The sequence below is a fragment of the Gordonia sp. SGD-V-85 genome (genome assembly GCF_001456905.1).
GTDB lineage: Bacteria > Actinomycetota > Actinomycetes > Mycobacteriales > Mycobacteriaceae > Gordonia > Gordonia hongkongensis.
On the sequence record NZ_LNQO01000010.1, the window covers coordinates 73,219 to 88,389 of the forward strand.

14 protein-coding genes are annotated in these 15,171 nt (G+C 69.2%); 2 read left to right on the forward strand and 12 right to left on the reverse strand.

What is annotated here, in order from left to right; all coding sequences use genetic code 11:
- Positions 1-154: 154 nt before the first annotated feature.
- On the reverse strand, positions 155-1,123 hold the full coding sequence (gene holA / locus AS181_RS13580; protein ID WP_058252188.1) for a DNA polymerase III subunit delta: 969 nt from the start codon (positions 1,121-1,123) through the stop codon (positions 155-157).
- Between the two features lie 165 nt (positions 1,124-1,288).
- On the opposite strand from holA, the gene AS181_RS13585 reads away from it, so the two are divergent.
- On the forward strand, positions 1,289-2,701 hold the full coding sequence (locus AS181_RS13585) for an amino acid permease (RefSeq protein ID WP_058252099.1): 1,413 nt from the start codon (positions 1,289-1,291) through the stop codon (positions 2,699-2,701).
- 12 nt (positions 2,702-2,713) lie between these two features.
- On the opposite strand, the gene AS181_RS13590 is transcribed toward AS181_RS13585, so the two are convergent.
- The 11 genes from AS181_RS13590 to AS181_RS13640 form a co-directional block, all read right to left on the reverse strand.
- Positions 2,714-4,111 (reverse strand): ComEC/Rec2 family competence protein, encoded by a 1,398-nt coding sequence (locus AS181_RS13590; protein WP_058252100.1) that lies wholly within the window; start codon positions 4,109-4,111, stop codon positions 2,714-2,716.
- 3 nt (positions 4,112-4,114) lie between these two features.
- Positions 4,115-5,116, reverse strand: coding sequence for a ComEA family DNA-binding protein (locus AS181_RS13595; RefSeq protein WP_058252101.1), 1,002 nt, complete (start codon positions 5,114-5,116; stop codon positions 4,115-4,117).
- Between the two features lie 115 nt (positions 5,117-5,231).
- Positions 5,232-6,092 (reverse strand): DegV family protein, encoded by an 861-nt coding sequence (locus AS181_RS13600; protein WP_058252102.1) that lies wholly within the window; start codon positions 6,090-6,092, stop codon positions 5,232-5,234.
- Between the two features lie 4 nt (positions 6,093-6,096).
- The gene (octT, locus tag AS181_RS13605) at positions 6,097-6,921 is read right to left on the reverse strand and encodes a diglucosylglycerate octanoyltransferase (RefSeq protein WP_058252103.1); all 825 of its coding nucleotides are present in this window, start codon (positions 6,919-6,921) and stop codon (positions 6,097-6,099) included.
- A gap of 13 nt (positions 6,922-6,934) precedes the next feature.
- Complete coding sequence (locus tag AS181_RS13610; protein WP_058252104.1) at positions 6,935-7,648, reverse strand: histidine phosphatase family protein; 714 nt, start codon at positions 7,646-7,648, stop codon at positions 6,935-6,937.
- On the reverse strand, positions 7,645-8,007 hold the full coding sequence (gene rsfS, locus AS181_RS13615) for a ribosome silencing factor (protein ID WP_004023080.1): 363 nt from the start codon (positions 8,005-8,007) through the stop codon (positions 7,645-7,647). Before rsfS ends, AS181_RS13610 begins: the two co-directional genes overlap by 4 nt.
- Before the next feature lie 10 nt (positions 8,008-8,017).
- A complete protein-coding gene (nadD, locus tag AS181_RS13620) occupies positions 8,018-8,797 on the reverse strand; it encodes a nicotinate-nucleotide adenylyltransferase (protein ID WP_058252105.1) in 780 nt (259 codons plus the stop codon).
- A gap of 48 nt (positions 8,798-8,845) precedes the next feature.
- Positions 8,846-10,240, reverse strand: coding sequence for a vWA domain-containing protein (locus tag AS181_RS13625; RefSeq protein ID WP_058252106.1), 1,395 nt, complete (start codon positions 10,238-10,240; stop codon positions 8,846-8,848).
- Positions 10,240-11,184 (reverse strand): AAA family ATPase, encoded by a 945-nt coding sequence (locus AS181_RS13630; protein WP_175401209.1) that lies wholly within the window; start codon positions 11,182-11,184, stop codon positions 10,240-10,242. The genes AS181_RS13625 and AS181_RS13630 overlap by 1 nt, the downstream gene beginning before the upstream one ends.
- Positions 11,184-12,482 (reverse strand): glutamate-5-semialdehyde dehydrogenase, encoded by a 1,299-nt coding sequence (locus AS181_RS13635; RefSeq protein WP_058252189.1) that lies wholly within the window; start codon positions 12,480-12,482, stop codon positions 11,184-11,186. Before AS181_RS13635 ends, AS181_RS13630 begins: the two co-directional genes overlap by 1 nt.
- Before the next feature lie 105 nt (positions 12,483-12,587).
- A complete protein-coding gene (locus tag AS181_RS13640) occupies positions 12,588-12,878 on the reverse strand; it encodes a metal-sensitive transcriptional regulator (RefSeq protein WP_197414683.1) in 291 nt (96 codons plus the stop codon).
- Between the two features lie 127 nt (positions 12,879-13,005).
- Here AS181_RS13640 and AS181_RS13645 point away from each other — a divergent pair, with 127 nt between their 5' ends.
- Complete coding sequence (locus tag AS181_RS13645) at positions 13,006-15,168, forward strand: MMPL family transporter (RefSeq protein ID WP_058252108.1); 2,163 nt, start codon at positions 13,006-13,008, stop codon at positions 15,166-15,168.
- The last annotated feature ends 3 nt before the right edge of the window (positions 15,169-15,171 follow it).

The window sequence follows — 15,171 nt, forward strand, 5'->3', positions numbered from 1 at the left end:
TCCACGCGGTTGCCGGGGTGATCGACGTTTCTCAAACCTCCTCGCCGAGTCGAAGCCAGCTGAAGTCGCATGCGACATCGTTTCGTCGACGCGACCTCGATCGAGGTCGCGTGAACGGATTGACGTCGCATGCGACTCAAGCCGGCTAAAACGATCAGCTCCGCCGACGCCCGTCCGGCCGGAGCTCGGCGACCGTGGCGACAGCGTGGGTGAGGCTGTAATCGGGGTCGGCGGCCTGTCCCTTCACGTCCGCGTTGAGCGCCGCGACCACGCCGACCGCCCGCGCGATCGACTCCGCATCCCACGCCTTGGCCTTCGCCTGCACGTTCTTGACCCGGTTGGGCGGCATGCCGAGTTCGCGGGCCGCATCGAAGTGGTTGATCGACCCCATGGGTCGGATGCGAGCGATGGCGTGGACGGCCTCGGCGAGGGCGTCGGCCAGCAGCACCCGCGGCACGCCGTGGTGCAGCGCCCAGGCCAGGGATTCCAGCGCGCCGGCACGGTCGCCCGTCACCGCCCGGTCGGCCACCTCGAATCCGGTCACCTCGGGACGGCCCTGGTAGTACAGGCGCACGGTGTCGCGATCGACCTTGCCGCCGGTGTCGGCCACGAGTTGCGCGCACGCGGCGGCCAGCTCGCGCAGTTCCGATCCGACGCCCTCGACCACCTGCTCGACGACATCGGCGCCGACCTTTACGCCCAGCGAACGGAACTCGTTGCGCACGAAAGTCATTCGCTCCGACGGCCACTTCGGGGCGGTCGTCTCGTGTTCGACGGCCCCGGCCTTCTTCAACGCGGGGACCATCGACTTCGCCCGGCCCCCGCCGTGATGGATCACCATCAGCGTGATGCCCTCGGGCAGCGACGACGCGGTCGCGGCGATGAGCGCGGCCGGCTCCTTGCCCGCGTCGGCGGCGGCCTCGACGACAACGATCCGCTCTTCGGCGAACAGCGACGGACTGAGCAACTCCGCGAGTTCGTGTTCGCTCACGTCGCCGGCACGCACCCGGGTCACCGGCACCGGGGTGCCCGCGGCTTTCGACGCGGCGTCGACCACGGCCGAGATCACCCGGCCGGTGAGGAAGTCGTCATCTCCGAGCAGCAGGTGCAGGCGAGCGGTCACGGCGACAATGGTGCCAGACGGCGCCGACACGATCACCGGACCGCCGCCCGGCCAACCGAATACGACAAAGTGGACGGGTCCTGTGGGCGAGTGAATCCGGTCGATCGCGGGCCGTTACGGTGAGCTTCTGCCATCGGCCCACCGACATTCGGAGGAGTTGCCCGCGTGACTGTCGAGCATCCCGGCACCGACACGGGTGCCGACACCGACGAGGGATACCAACGCGGGCTCACCGCCCGCACCGTGCAGATGATCGCCATCGGCGGCGCGATCGGCACCGGCCTCTTCTACGGCGCGGGTGGCGCGATCGAGAAGGCGGGACCGGCACTCATCCTGGCGTACGCGCTCGCCGGCCTCGCGATCTTCATCGTCATGCGCGCTCTCGGCGAACTCCTCATCTACCGGCCGATCTCCGGTGGCATCAGCGAGTACGCCGACGAGTTCCTCGGACGGTTCGCCGGTTTCAGCCAGGGATGGACCTATTGGGCCGTATGGACGACGACGTGCATGGCCGAGATCACCGTGGCGGGCAAGTACATCAACTACTGGTGGCCCTCGGTGCCGGTGTGGGTCACCGCCCTCATCGCGCTCATCGTGCTGTTCGGCGCGAACCTGATCTCCGTCGGGGTGTTCGGACGCGCGGAGTTCTGGTTCTCCGCCATCAAGGTCACCGCCATCCTCGGCATGATCATCGTCGGCATCGGTGTGCTGCTCCCGATCGCCGGGCTGGGGCCCGAGACCGGTCCGTCGGTGACGAACCTGTGGAACGACGGCGGCTTCTTCGCGACCGGCTTCAGCAACGCGATGCTGAGCCTGCAGATCGTCATGTTCGCCTATGTCGGCGTCGAGCTCGTCGGCGTGACCGCGGGAGAGGCACAGAACCCGCGAGTCACGCTGCGCAAGGCGATCAACACCGTTCCGTTCCGCATCGGGATCTTCTATGTCGGCTCGCTGCTGGTGATCCTCTCGGTCCGCAGCTGGACGGACTTCAAGGCCGGCGAGAGCCCCTTCGTCTCGGTCTTCTCCTACATCGGCATCCCCGGCGCCGCGGGCATCGTCAACTTCATCCTGCTCACCGCTGCCCTCTCGTCGTGCAACTCGGGCATCTACTCGACCGGGCGCATGCTGCGCTCCCTCGCCCACACCGGCGACGCCCCGCGGCAGCTGACCCGACTCTCGAACCGCAAGGTCCCGGCCGTCGGCATCACGCTGAGTGCCGCCGTCATGGCGATCGGCGTGGTGGTGAACGTCATCGATCCCGCACACGCCTTCGCCTACATCACCGCGGTGTCGACGGTCGGGATCATCGTCATCTGGTCGACGATCCTGCTGTGCCAGATGGCCTACCGCCGGAAGGTCGCGCGCGGTGAACTGCCGCGCTCGGACTACCGGGTCCCCGGCGCCCCGGTCACCACCTGGCTCGCACTCGCCTTCCTCGCTCTCGTCTTCGTCCTGCTGTTCTTCGATCGCGACGGTCGGATCGCGCTCGTCGTCGGGGCGGTCTGGTTCGCCGCGGTCGGCGTCGGCTACATGGTGTGGAACCGCACCGCAGGCGCACTGGCCGATCGCGAGGTCTGACCGCGGGCAGCCTCATCCGAACGGCGAGGGCACCTCCACACTCGCCCAGCCCACGCCACCAAGGGTGCGCGCACAGGTGACCATCCACCACAGTTCGGGGGCGAGGGCGCGCACCAGCAGTTCACCCACGAGCGCGCCGACGCCGTCGGGCGGCCCGATCGCGCCGATGAGTGCGGCGAGGGTGCCGACCACGCTGATCACCGCGACCACCGGGGCGACCAGAAGGTTCGCAACGATTCCCACCACCGAGAACGTGCCGGTCACCACGACCACGATCGGCGCCGTCACCACCTGCGCGGTGACCGCCATCGCGATCACCTCGGCGACACCGGGCGGACAACGCCACTCGCGCAACCGGTCGCGGAGTCGTGGGGCCCACAGCACGATGGCGGCGGTGGCGGCGACCGACAAGGCGAACCCCGGTTGCAGCGCCAGTTCGGGCCACCACAGGAGTCCGCCGACGACCGCCGCACCGAGCGCCGGGAACGCCTGCGCCCGACGAGAGGCGAAGAGCGCCAACACACCCACCGCTCCCATCAACGCGGCACGCACGACACTAGGCGACGGCCGGACGAGCACCACGAATGCCAGGATCACCACCAGCCCGACGACCGCGGCCGCCCGCGGTGGCACACCCACACTACGAACCACGAGAAGCGCTGCCCCGCAGACGATCGCGAAATTGCTGCCGCTCACCGCGGTCAGATGGCTCAGGCCGGCGTCGCGGAAATCGTCCCGCAGGCCGTCGTCGAGGGAGCTCTCGTCGCCGAGCACGAGGCCGGGCAGGAGTCCGGCCGCATCCTCGTCGAGCGCCCGCGCGGCCAACACCTGCAACCGTTCCCGGATCGCACCGGCCACCTGCTGGTGGGCGGGCGGCGAGCCGACGACCCGGGGCTGCTGCGCAGTCAGGGTCGCCAGCAGAAGCGAGCGCTCGGGCGGAGGCCGCACCCGCGCGACCGTGACCACCCGCTGCCCAGGCAACAGTCCCGACCACTCCCGGAGATCGCCCATCACGTCGGCGGCAGCCGTCGGAACACGATGCGAACCAACCTGTTCCACGTCGACGCGCAGACGGACGCGTCCGGCCGACGACGGCCCGACGACCACCGGATCACCACGCACGGTCAGCACGACCGTCGACTTCCCGGTCGACGCGGCCAGCGGGTGATCGGAGCGGACCTCCTGCCGGATAGCCAACGAGGTCGCGCACACCGCGGCGAGTCCGGCCACGACGATGATCAAACCGACCGCGTCCCATCCCAACCGGCCGCCGGCACAGACCAGTGTGCCGACCGAGGCCACCGCGCCCGAACAGATCGCCAGCCCGAGCGTGTAACCGGGCGGCATCACCAGCCCGAACGCCGTCACCGCCCACACCGCCACCGCAGGTACCAGCAGGCGGTAGTCCACCCGTCAGACCGTCACGAGATCGCGCAGTCTGGCCAGGCGTGCCGGACCGATCCCGTCGACCTCGGCCAGCTGGTCCACGGAGCTGAAGCGCCCGTTGCGTTCCCGCCACGACAGGATGGCCTTCGCGGTCACCGGCCCCACCCCGGGCAACTCGTCGAGGTCGGCCTCGGTGGCGGTGTTGAGGTTCACGAGTCCGCCGGTGGCCGGCGGACCACCCGAACCGCCGGCGGGAGCACTTGCATCTGCCGGGGGTGCACCCGCGGGTGCGGGTGGCGCGCCCGAGGCCCCGACGACGGCACTGCGCAGCGACATCTCGCCCTGCCCGCCCGCGTAGCCGACGAGGATCTGATCGCCGTCCCGGAGGACCTGCGCGAGGTTCAGCGACAGCAGATCCGCGTTCTTGCGCGCGCCCCCCGCCCGGTCGATCGCGTCGGCGACCCGCGCCCCGGGCGTGAGTTGCACCAGACCCGGCGCGTGCACCAAACCGACGACACTGACCACCATCTGCGCCGGGGTCGATTCGGTCGGCACGGCCGGCGGCGTCGACGGGTCCGACATCGACGAGGTACCGGCCACCGCACCGAAATCCACGACCGGCGCCGACTCCGACCCGCGGAACAGTCCGAAGGCCGCGACGGCACAGACGACGACACCGACCGCGATCAGCGCGAGAGCCGCCGGTGGCGCGACCGCGAAGCGCCGCCGAGGGATGGGATCGTCGTCGAAGTCATCGTCATCCTCGGCACCGTCGCCCCCGACGCTGTCGCCGCCGTCGGCGTCCGACCGTCGACGCTGGGTTCGCGCCGTCGTGTCGAGCCACGTCGGCATCCCGCCGATCCCCCACCCGGGATGCTCGGGTTCCTCGACGGGGCCGAGCGGGTCGTCGATGTCCGGCGCGAGCGGCGGCGACTCGGGGTCGATGCCTGCCGTACCATCCCGTCGGCCCGGCAGATCGGCCACCGGCGCCAGCCGGTCCAGCGGGTTCCGCCGTCCTGATGCGCTCATGACGCCACACGCTAGGTCGCACAGCCGCCGCTGCTCCGCACGCGAACCGCGGAGCCCGCGATCTGTGGACGATCACCGCGAGCTGTGGATGACGCCGAGCCCGGGGGCCCGACCTCTAGGACTCGCCGAGACCCTCGATCGGTTCGAGGTGCGCGGCGATCACGACGCCCACCGCGCCGGGGCCGACGTGGGTGCCGAGGATGGGACCGAGATCGACGGTCAGCTCGGAGGTCACCACCCGCAGCCTGGCGTGGACGGCCGCGCGCAGTTCCTCGGCCACGTCCGGGCTCTGACAGTGCTGGATGCCGACCGTGACCGCGCGGCCGCCCGCGGAGTCGGCGGCGGCGTCGACCATCTTGTCCAGCGCCTTGGAGAACGTGCGATGACGTTCCTTCAGCGTCAGGGTCCCGTCGACCATGTGCAGGATCGGTTTGATGGACAGCGCCGAGCCGAAGAGCTTGCCCGCGGCGCTGATCCGGCCACTGTTGCGCAGATTGTCGAGCTGCTGCACACACAGCAGCGAGTCGACGGTCGCTGCCTGTCGGATGGCGGACTCGTACACGCGGTCCCGGTCGGCTCCCCCGGCGGCGGCCTGGGCGGCCGCGACGGCGGTGAAACCGACTGCGAGACCGACAGATCGGGAATCGACGACCCGAACCTGCCCGGAAAACTTCTCCGCGGCCATCCGCGCCGAACTCCAGGTCCCCGACAACCGGCGCGACATGTGCACGGCGACGACGCCGGCACCCTGACTCGCCTCGAGCGCGGACTCGAAATGTTCGGAGAGGTCGTTGGGGTTGGCACCGGAGGTGGTCACGCCCGGCGTCGTCACGATGTCGGCCGGGATGTCGTCGACACCTTCGCGGTAGTCCTCGTCGCCGACGGCGAGGTGCAGTGGGACCTGCCGAATCCCGTAGTGCTCGGTCACCGACCGCGGCAGTCGGGACGAGGAGTCTGTGACGACGACGACAGGCACGCGTCTACGTTAACGGGTTCACGCGCCGGGCCTCCACGGGCGTCGGGGTCGGGCCCGCGGTGTCGCGATTCGCGCGCCGCCGGACGGCGTCGACGACCGGGGCGACCAGGTCGGCGATGCCCCGATGGCACGAGAAACCCCAGTGGATTCCGTCGGGATTCATCTCGGCGGTGTCGTCGCCGAAGGCGTCCCTGGTGACCGGGTAGAAGTCGACACACGGTAGGCCGTGGCTCGACGCCCATCGCGACATCGCCGCGGTCGTCGGGATCCGCCCGGCATGGACGTTGCCGTAATACGGACTGCGGTGGGTGGGCGGCAGGCACACGACGATCGGGAGGTCCGGACGCAACTGGGCGAGCGCCGCGCGGATCTTCTCCAGGTACTCGATCGTGACGTGCGGCGGCAGCGCGAGCGGCCATCCGAGGTGCGACCCCCGCGGTTGTATCCACGCATAGGCCGCGCGTACTCGCTGCCGCAACCCGTTCGGCCTGATGTAGCGGATCTGCTCCCGGAAAGCCGTCGGAAGCGGCGAGGGCAGCGTGTCCATACCTCCGAATGCGAGCACGACGACGTCGGCGCGGGGCACGGTGGCCCAGATGTTCGGGTCCTGGGTGAGGGCCCACCAGACGTCCCGGCTCGTCCACCCGATCCGGCCGAACAGCCGCACCTCCGAACGCGTCGCAGCGCCCACGAGCATCGGCCAGATCCGAGGGTCATCCGCGGGCAGACCGCCCTGCGGACCGTAGTACGCGAGCGAGTCGGACAACACCAGCACACATCGCTCCCGCGCATCGGCAGCGGATGGACCGGGTCCGGCGGCCTCGGTCATCGGCGGACGTCGCTCACTGCACCGCCGGGTCGGAGTCCTCGGCGGACGCGTTCCACACGTCCAGGCGCCACCGCGGCAGTTCGCCGGGCATGCTGTGCCCCGACAGCTGCACCCAACTCGTGTTCGCGAGCCCCCCGAAGACGGGCCAGTTCTCGACCGGCAGCCCGAGCAGCGCCGCGGTCATCGCCGCGATCACTCCCCCGTGGGCCACCAGCACCACCGGCGCCTCCGGGTTGTCGCCGACGCCCCACTCCGGCAGCAGCTCGATCAACTCGTCGACCAGGGGGGTGGAGCGGCGGGCGACGTCGACGCGGCTCTCCCCACCCGGCGGCGTCCAGGTCGCGTCATCGCGCCAGACGGCGCGCGCGCCCGGCATCGCGGCATCGACGTCGAGGTGCGTCAGACCCTGCCACTCACCGAGGTGTGTCTCCCGTAGGCGTACGTCGGTGGTCACCGGCAGACCGGTTCGTTGCGCGAGCGCCTCGGCGGTGTCGCGGGCCCGCCGCAGATCCGACGACCAGATGACCACCGGTTGCCGCTTGGCGAGCTCGACCGCGGCCGAACCAGCTTGCCGGACACCGAGTTCGGACAGGTCGGTGTCGATCTGGCCTTGCATCCGGCTCGCCGCGTTGTACTCGGTCTGACCGTGCCGCAACAGGATCAGGCGCCGCACCACCGGGGTGAGACGTTCGACGGCGGTGTCGTGTGAGTCGGGACCGCCACTCACGACAGCCCGTCCACCTCGACCACCGGGCAGTCCTTCCACAGACTCTCCAGCGCGTAGAAGCGTCGTTCATCGGTGTGCTGGATGTGCACCACGATGTCGGCGTAATCGAGCAGTGCCCAACGACCTTCGCGCGTGCCCTCGCGCCGCAGCGGCTTGTGGCCGGCCTCCCGCAGCTTCTCCTCGACCTCGTCGACGATCGAGTTCACCTGACGCTCGTTGTCGGCGGAGGCGATCACGAAGGCGTCGGTGATCACCAACTGCTCCGACACGTCGATCACCGTCACCTCATGGGCGAGCTTCTCGGCCGCGGCCAGGGCGGCCACCTTGGCCATCTCCAGCGCTTCAGCTGACGCAGTCACACTTGTCCTCTCATTCGGTCACGGCCTGTTCGCCCAGGGCGCGGCCCGACCCGTCGGTATCGCCCTGCAACTCTCCGGGAGGAATTTCCTCGGGCGGGAGCCGCTCGGGGCGGTTGGCCCCCGGAAGCGCCGGGGCGGAGACACCGGGCGACGACGCCCGGGGCGCACGATACAGCTTCCGCTTGGCGATGTACTGCACGACGCCGTCGGGCACCAGGTACCAGACGGGCCGACCCTGCAACGCGCGCGTCCGGCACTCGGTGGACGAGATCGCCAGCGCCGGGATCTCGAGCAGATGCAGGGTGTCGGCGGGCATGGCCTCGAGATGGTGGGCCAGGTGCGTGGCGTCGAGCTCGTACCCCGGGCGGCTCACGCCGACGAATCGGGCGAGGCCGAACAGCTCTTCCCAGTCCTGCCACGACAGGATGGATTCCAGCGCGTCGGCACCGGTGATGAAGTACAGCTGGGCTTCCGGGAGCAGCGCTCGCAGGTCGCGGAGCGTGTCCACGGTGTAGGTGTCGCCGTCCCGGTCGATGTCGACACGACTGACGCTGAACTGCGGATTCGACGCGGTCGCGATGACCGTCATGAGGTAGCGGTCCTCCGGCGGGCTCACCGTCGTCGCCTCGCCGATCTTCTGCCAGGGACGGCCGGTCGGGACGAAGATCACCTCGTCCAGCGAGAACCGGTGGGCGACCTCGCTGGCCGCGACGAGGTGCCCGTTGTGGATCGGGTCGAACGTGCCGCCCATCACGCCGATACGGCGCGCACGCGGGCGGTCGGGTGACATGGACGGTCAGTCTACGCGTCGAGCACTGATGCGAATCGGCAGCGCTGGTCAGATCGGCAGGAGGTCGGCGATGACCGTGCCCAGTTGTGTGGCGTTCCGGCATTCGAACATGTCGATCACGTCCGCGTAATCGGTCGCGACCGAGTCACCCGTGCCCCAGTGCTGCTTGGCCTCCGGGTTGAGCCAGTAGGCGTGCCGGGCCCGTTCCACCAGTTCGGCGAGCGCGTCGGCGTGCGGATCGTGATAGTTGTTCCGCCCGTCCCCGAGGATCAGCAACGCACCCCGGTGGGTCAGCGAATCGCCGTAGTCGGCGACGAACCCGGCCAGCATGTTGCCGTAGTCCGAGTGACCGTCGCGGGTGGAGATCCGCGCGGCGGAGATCATGTGGTGCATCGCCGCACCGAAATCCTCTTCGCCGTGGTCGAAGTAGTCGGTCACCTCGTCGACGGTGTCGACGAAGGCGAACACCCGCACCTTCGAGAACTGTTGCCGCAGTGCATACACCAAGCGCAACGTGAACTGACTGAACCCGGCCACCGACCCCGACACGTCGCAGATGATGATGAGTTCGGGCCGCCCCGGTCGCGGCTTGCGGTGACTGAGTTCGATGGGCACCCCACCGGTGGACATCGAGGCGCGCAGCGTCTTCCGGACGTCGACCGCGCCGCGGTGAGCGCGCCGTCGCCTCGTCTCGAGCTTCGCGGCCAGCAACCTCGCCAGTGGCTCGATGGTCTTGCGAATCTCCACCTGTTCTTTGGCACCCGCCGACAGGAAGTTGACGTTCTCGGGTAGCGGGGGCACCGCGTAGGCGCCGACCTTCTGGCGGCCGTTGCGGTCGGCCATGCGCCGCTGGGTCTCTCGCTCGATCGCCGCACGCAGATCGTTGGCCTTCTGGCGCGCCGCCTGCCGGTAGAGCGGTTCCGTACCGGCCCGGCCGCCGTCCCCATCGCCATCACCGGCCATGGCCGCCGCGATCTTCGCGATCAGTGTCTGCGGACTCACCGCGGTGATGGCCTGATAGGCCGAGAACGCCTCGCCCCGAGTCGATCCGTACCGCCCCAACTCGTCGACGATCATCGCGATGGCCTGGTCGAGCCGGCCGTCGTTCGCCGACGCGTCGTCGGCGAGCATCTCCGCCAGCGCGTCCCGGACCGCCTCGACATCGAGCTCGCCGTCGGGGGTGCGCGGAAGATCCTCGGTCACGGTGCGCATTCCGGCGCCGACCGGGAACCACAGGTCGAAGACCCGGTCGAACACACCGCGATGGGCATGATCGACGAGCAGTGTCGTCGCGAGCCCCTCGCGTAGATGGGGGCGTTCGAGGAGGTCGAGGACCTCCATCGCACTCGCCGCATCGATCAGCGCCGACGGCCCGACCACGATCCCGCGACGACGCAACTCGTCGACGAAATCGGTGAGGTGCGCGACGAGCGGAGCCGTCATCAGCCCAGCTTGAGTTCTTTGAGAGCCGTCTTGAGGTCCGGCCGGTGCTTCAGCACGACACCGAGAGTCCGTGCGATGAGCCCGTCGTCGAATCCGCCACCGCTCTTCGCCGTGGCCTTCTCCCCGGCTCCCAGCGCCAACAGCGTGTTCGCCCAGTCGATCGTCTCGGCCACCGACGGTTTCTTGCGGATGTCGAGTGTGCGTAGGACACCGACGATCCGCACCAGCTCGGCGCTGAGCGAATCCGACAGGTTCGGCACCCGCGACGCGAGGATCTCCTTCTCGCGCTCGGCATCCGGGAAGTCGATGTAGAGGTACAGACAACGACGCTTGAGTGCCTCGGACAGTTCACGGGTCGCGTTCGATGTCAGCAAGACGATCGGACGACGCTGAGCGGCAACGGTTCCCATCTCCGGGATGGTGATCGCGAAATCGCTGAGCACTTCCAGCAGCAGACCCTCCATGTCGACGTCGGCCTTGTCGACCTCGTCGATGAGGAGCACGGTGGCACCCTCGCGCGAGATCGCCTTGAGCAGCGGCCGCGGCAGGAGGAACTCGTCGGAGAAGATGTCGGCCTTGGCCTCATCCCACGCGCGGTCCCCCGTCGCCTGGATGTGCAGGATCTGCTTGGCGTGATTCCACTCGTACAGCGCGCGGGCCTCGTCGATGCCCTCGTAGCACTGCAGGCGGATGAGTTCGGCATCCGTGGCCGCCGCGATGGACCGGGCGAGTTCGGTCTTGCCGACACCCGCCGGCCCCTCGACCAGCAACGGCTTGCCGAGACGGTCGGCCAGGAAGGTCGAGGTCGCGGTCGCGTCGTCGGCGAGGTAACCCGTCGCGCGAAGGCGACCGACGACGTCGTCGACACCCTCGAACGACGGCACGACGGCCGGGCCCGAGCCGGTGTATCCCGCGGTCCCCGCGTCCGGGGTCGTCGCGCTCATCAGGCGGGCCGCACGTGGCCGTTGCCCCAGACCACCCATTTGGTCGAGGTCAGTTCCGGCAGACCCATCGGGCCGCGGGCATGGAGCTTCTGGGTGGAGATGCCGATCTCGGCGCCGAAGCCGAACTGCTCGCCGTCGGTGAAGGCGGTCGATGCGTTGACCATGACGGCGGCGGCATCCACGCGCCGGGTGAACTCGTCGGCGGCCGCCAGGTCGGTGGTGATGATCGCCTCCGTGTGGCCGGTTCCGTAGGTGTCGATGTGGGCGACCGCGGCGTCGAGCCCGTCGACCACCTTCATCGCGATGTCCATCGACAGGTATTCCATGGACCAGTCGTCCTCGGTGGCCGGCTCCATACCCGGCTCGTCGCCGTGGATGACCACGCCCTGGGTCTGCAGCACCGAGGTGATCCGCGGCAGCGCGTCGGCCGCGACAGCCTTGTCGATGAGCACGGTCTCCGCGGTGTTGCAGACACTCGGCCGGCGGGTCTTGGAGTTGAGGATGACACGCGCCGCGACATCGAGGTCGGCGAGTGCGTGGACGTAGACGTGGCAGTTGCCGACGCCGGTCTCGATCGTCGGGACCGTCGCATTCGACACCACGGCCTCGATGAGGCCCGCGCCGCCACGGGGGATGACCACGTCCACGAGTCCGCGCGCCCGGATGAGCGCGGTCACGCTGGACCGATCGTCGCTGGGCAGCAGCGACACCGCATCCGCGCTGACCCCCTTGGCCGACAGGGTCTCCCGCAGCACGCGCACGAGTTCGGCGTTCGACGACGCGGCCGACGACGAGCCACGCAGCAGCACCGCGTTCCCGGACTTGAAGGAGATCCCGAACGCATCAACGGTGACGTTGGGGCGCGCTTCGTACACGATGCCCACGACCCCCAGGGGCACGCGCAGCTGACGCAGCTGCAGCCCGTTGGGGAGGGTCTTCCCCGCAACCACCTCACCGATCGGGTCGGGGAGCACGGCGACCTGCCGCAGACCGTTGGCGATACCGGCCACGCGCGACGCGTCGAGCCGCAGCCGGTCGAGCAGGCTCACCTCGATGTCGGCCGCCTCGGCACGTGCGATGTCCTCGGCGTTCGCGGCGAGGATGGTGTCGGTGGCCGCCTCGATGGCGTCGGCCGCGGCGAGCAGGACCTCGTTCTTGCCCGCGGTCGTCAGACCGCTCAGCGAGCGGGACGCCGACTTGGCGGCACGGGCAAGCCCGAGAACGACCTTCTCGGTGTCGGACTTCTCGGCGCCGGAGCCGCCTTCGGCGACGGACTGCTCTGCGGTGGGTGCGCTCATCAACATCCTCGACTTCGGTGGTTCCGGGCGCAACCGCCCGGACAGTGCCGTTCTCAGAGTAACGCCGCAGTTTCGGAGTCCCCAACGAGATCCACGGTCGGCGCCTCAGGCGAGTGCGAGGAAGAGTTTCTCCAGCTCTGCCTCGGTCAACGGCGGTTGCTCACCGTCAACGGTCTCGATGCACTGCCGCATTCCCGAGGCCACGATCTTGAAGCCGGCGCGGTCGAGCGCGCGGGACACCGCGGCGAGCTGGGTGACCACATCCTTGCAGTCACGCCCGGCCTCGATCATCGCGATCACGCCGGCGAGCTGCCCCTGCGCTCGGCGTAGACGGTTGAGGACGGCACTCATCGCATCGTCGCCGACGGCCACGTGGGGCCTCTTGTCATCGGCCATCGAGGCCTCCTCGCTGTCGTGCACCACCGACGTCCGGTTGGGTGCTGAATTCTTGACGTCAAGATACCCCCATGGGTATGTTAGCCGCCAGGCGGATACCCCCAGGGGTATATACGAAAGGAAATCCATGGCGCCGATCACACCTCTGTCCGACGAGGCGACCACTACCGACCCCGCGGGCTCCCCGCCCGGGGGCCTCGGCCGGTGGGGTGCGGCCATGGCCGCGCACGCCCGCTGGGTGTTCGGCGTGTGGCTCCTCGTCCTGCTCGTCCTGGGAGCCGCGGCGCCGTCGGTGTTTTCCGCACTCGCGGGCGCGGGCTGGCAGGCCGACGGGTCGGAGTCCGTGCAGGTCCGCGAGCTGGCTCAGCAACATTTCGGCGGGAACTCGTCGGCAGCGGTCCATGTGGTCGTCCACTCCGAGCGCGACACGGTCGACGGTCCCGCGATTCGAGAGGTGGTCGGCGAGATCGCTGCACTGGCGGGGACGGACAGCCGGTTCGCCCAGGTCGTCCCGCCACAGCCCGGCACGTCGATCAGCCCGGACGGCCACACCGGGATCGTCATAGTGGGCGCGGCCGCCGACACCGACGAGATGGTGCGCGCTGTCGATGAGCACAAGGACGCGTTGATCGCCCTGTCCGGAAACGGGATCGAGGTGTACCCGACGGGTGCCTCGGCCCTGTGGAGCGACTTCAACGAGGCCAATCACGACGCGATGATCAAGGCCGAGCTGTTCTCATGGCCGGTCACGCTGACGATCATGGTGCTCGCCTTCGGGTCGCTCGTCGCGGCCGGTCTCCCATTGTTGCTGACCATCGCCGGTCTCGTCGCATCCGCGGGCGGCCTGGTGTTGTTGAACCAGGTCACCCCGATCTCGGTGTGGGCCATGAACTTCGCGATGATGTTCGCGCTGGCGCTGGGCATCGACTACGCACTGTTCCTGGTGTCGCGGTTCCGCGACTCGGTCCGGGAGCACGGCGACGACATGCGCGCGGCGGTGGCGCAGACGATGGACACCGCAGGCAAGGCGGTGTTGCTGTCCGGCATCACGGTTCTGGTGAGCCTGTCGGCCGTGCTGCTGGTTCCGGCACCGGCGGTGCGCACGATGGCGGTGGGCATCATGCTCGCGGTGGCCTTCGTCCTCGCGGCAACCCTCACTCTCCTACCCGCCGCGCTGGGCGCCCTGGGTGGCCGGATCAACGCGGTCTCGCTGCCGTACGCGCGCCGCCAGCAGCACCGATCGCCGGTGTTCGCACGCTGGGGCGGCTTCCTGCAGCGCCATCCGTGGGCTGTCGCCACCGGCTCCCTGGTTGTTCTCGTCGCGCTCGCGATCCCGGTCGTCGGGTTGAAGGTCGCTATGCCCTCCATCGGCGTCGTCCCGGCCGACGCGCCCGTCCGCCAGGGCTATGAACTCGTGCAGTCGCAGATGGGCGAGGGCGCACCGGGGATGCTGCAGATCGTCGCACCCGCCGACGAGGCGCAGCAGGCCGCCGCGGTCGCGGCGCAGTCCCCGGGGATCACCATGGTCACTCCCGCGACGCCGGCCGCGGACGACTCGGGCCTCGTTCTCATGCAGGCTCTTCCGACCGTCGACCCGTCCGCCGGCCAGATGGCCACAATCGTCGACGACCTGCGTGACGCATTGCCCGACGGCGCTCTCGTCGGCGGCGCGCCCACCGAGAACCTCGACCTGCAGCACGCTCTGAACGACTACTTCCCGCTGGTCGTCGCCGTCATTCTCGTCCTCGGTTTCGTCCTGCTGCTGGTGTCACTCCAAGCGCCGCTGATCGCACTCATCGGCACTGTGGTGAGCCTGCTGTCCACCGCCGCGGCGTTCGGCGTCGCGAAGCTGATCTTCCAGGACGGGCACCTGGCAGACCTGCTGGGCTTCACACCTCAGGGATTTCTCGACGGCTGGGCCCCCGTGTTCTTCTTCGCCATGATCTTCGCGATCGCGATGGACTACACCGTGTTCCTCCTCGCCACCGCCAAAGAACACTACGAACGCTCCGGGGATCCATCGACCGCGCAGGTCGACGGCATGGCCCACTCCGGGCGGATCATCTTCGCCGCAGCTGCGGTCATGGTCGCCGTCTTCTTCACCTTCGCCCTGGCCCAACCACTCCCTCCGAAGGAGATGGGGATCATCCTGGGTGTGGCAGTCCTGCTCGACGCCGTCCTGATCCGCCTCACCCTCCTGCCGGCGCTGCTACGCATCACCGGCCGGGCGGCGTGGTGGACACCATCCTGGTTGCGCCGGATCCTCCCGTCGATCAGCTTCAAGCATTGACCT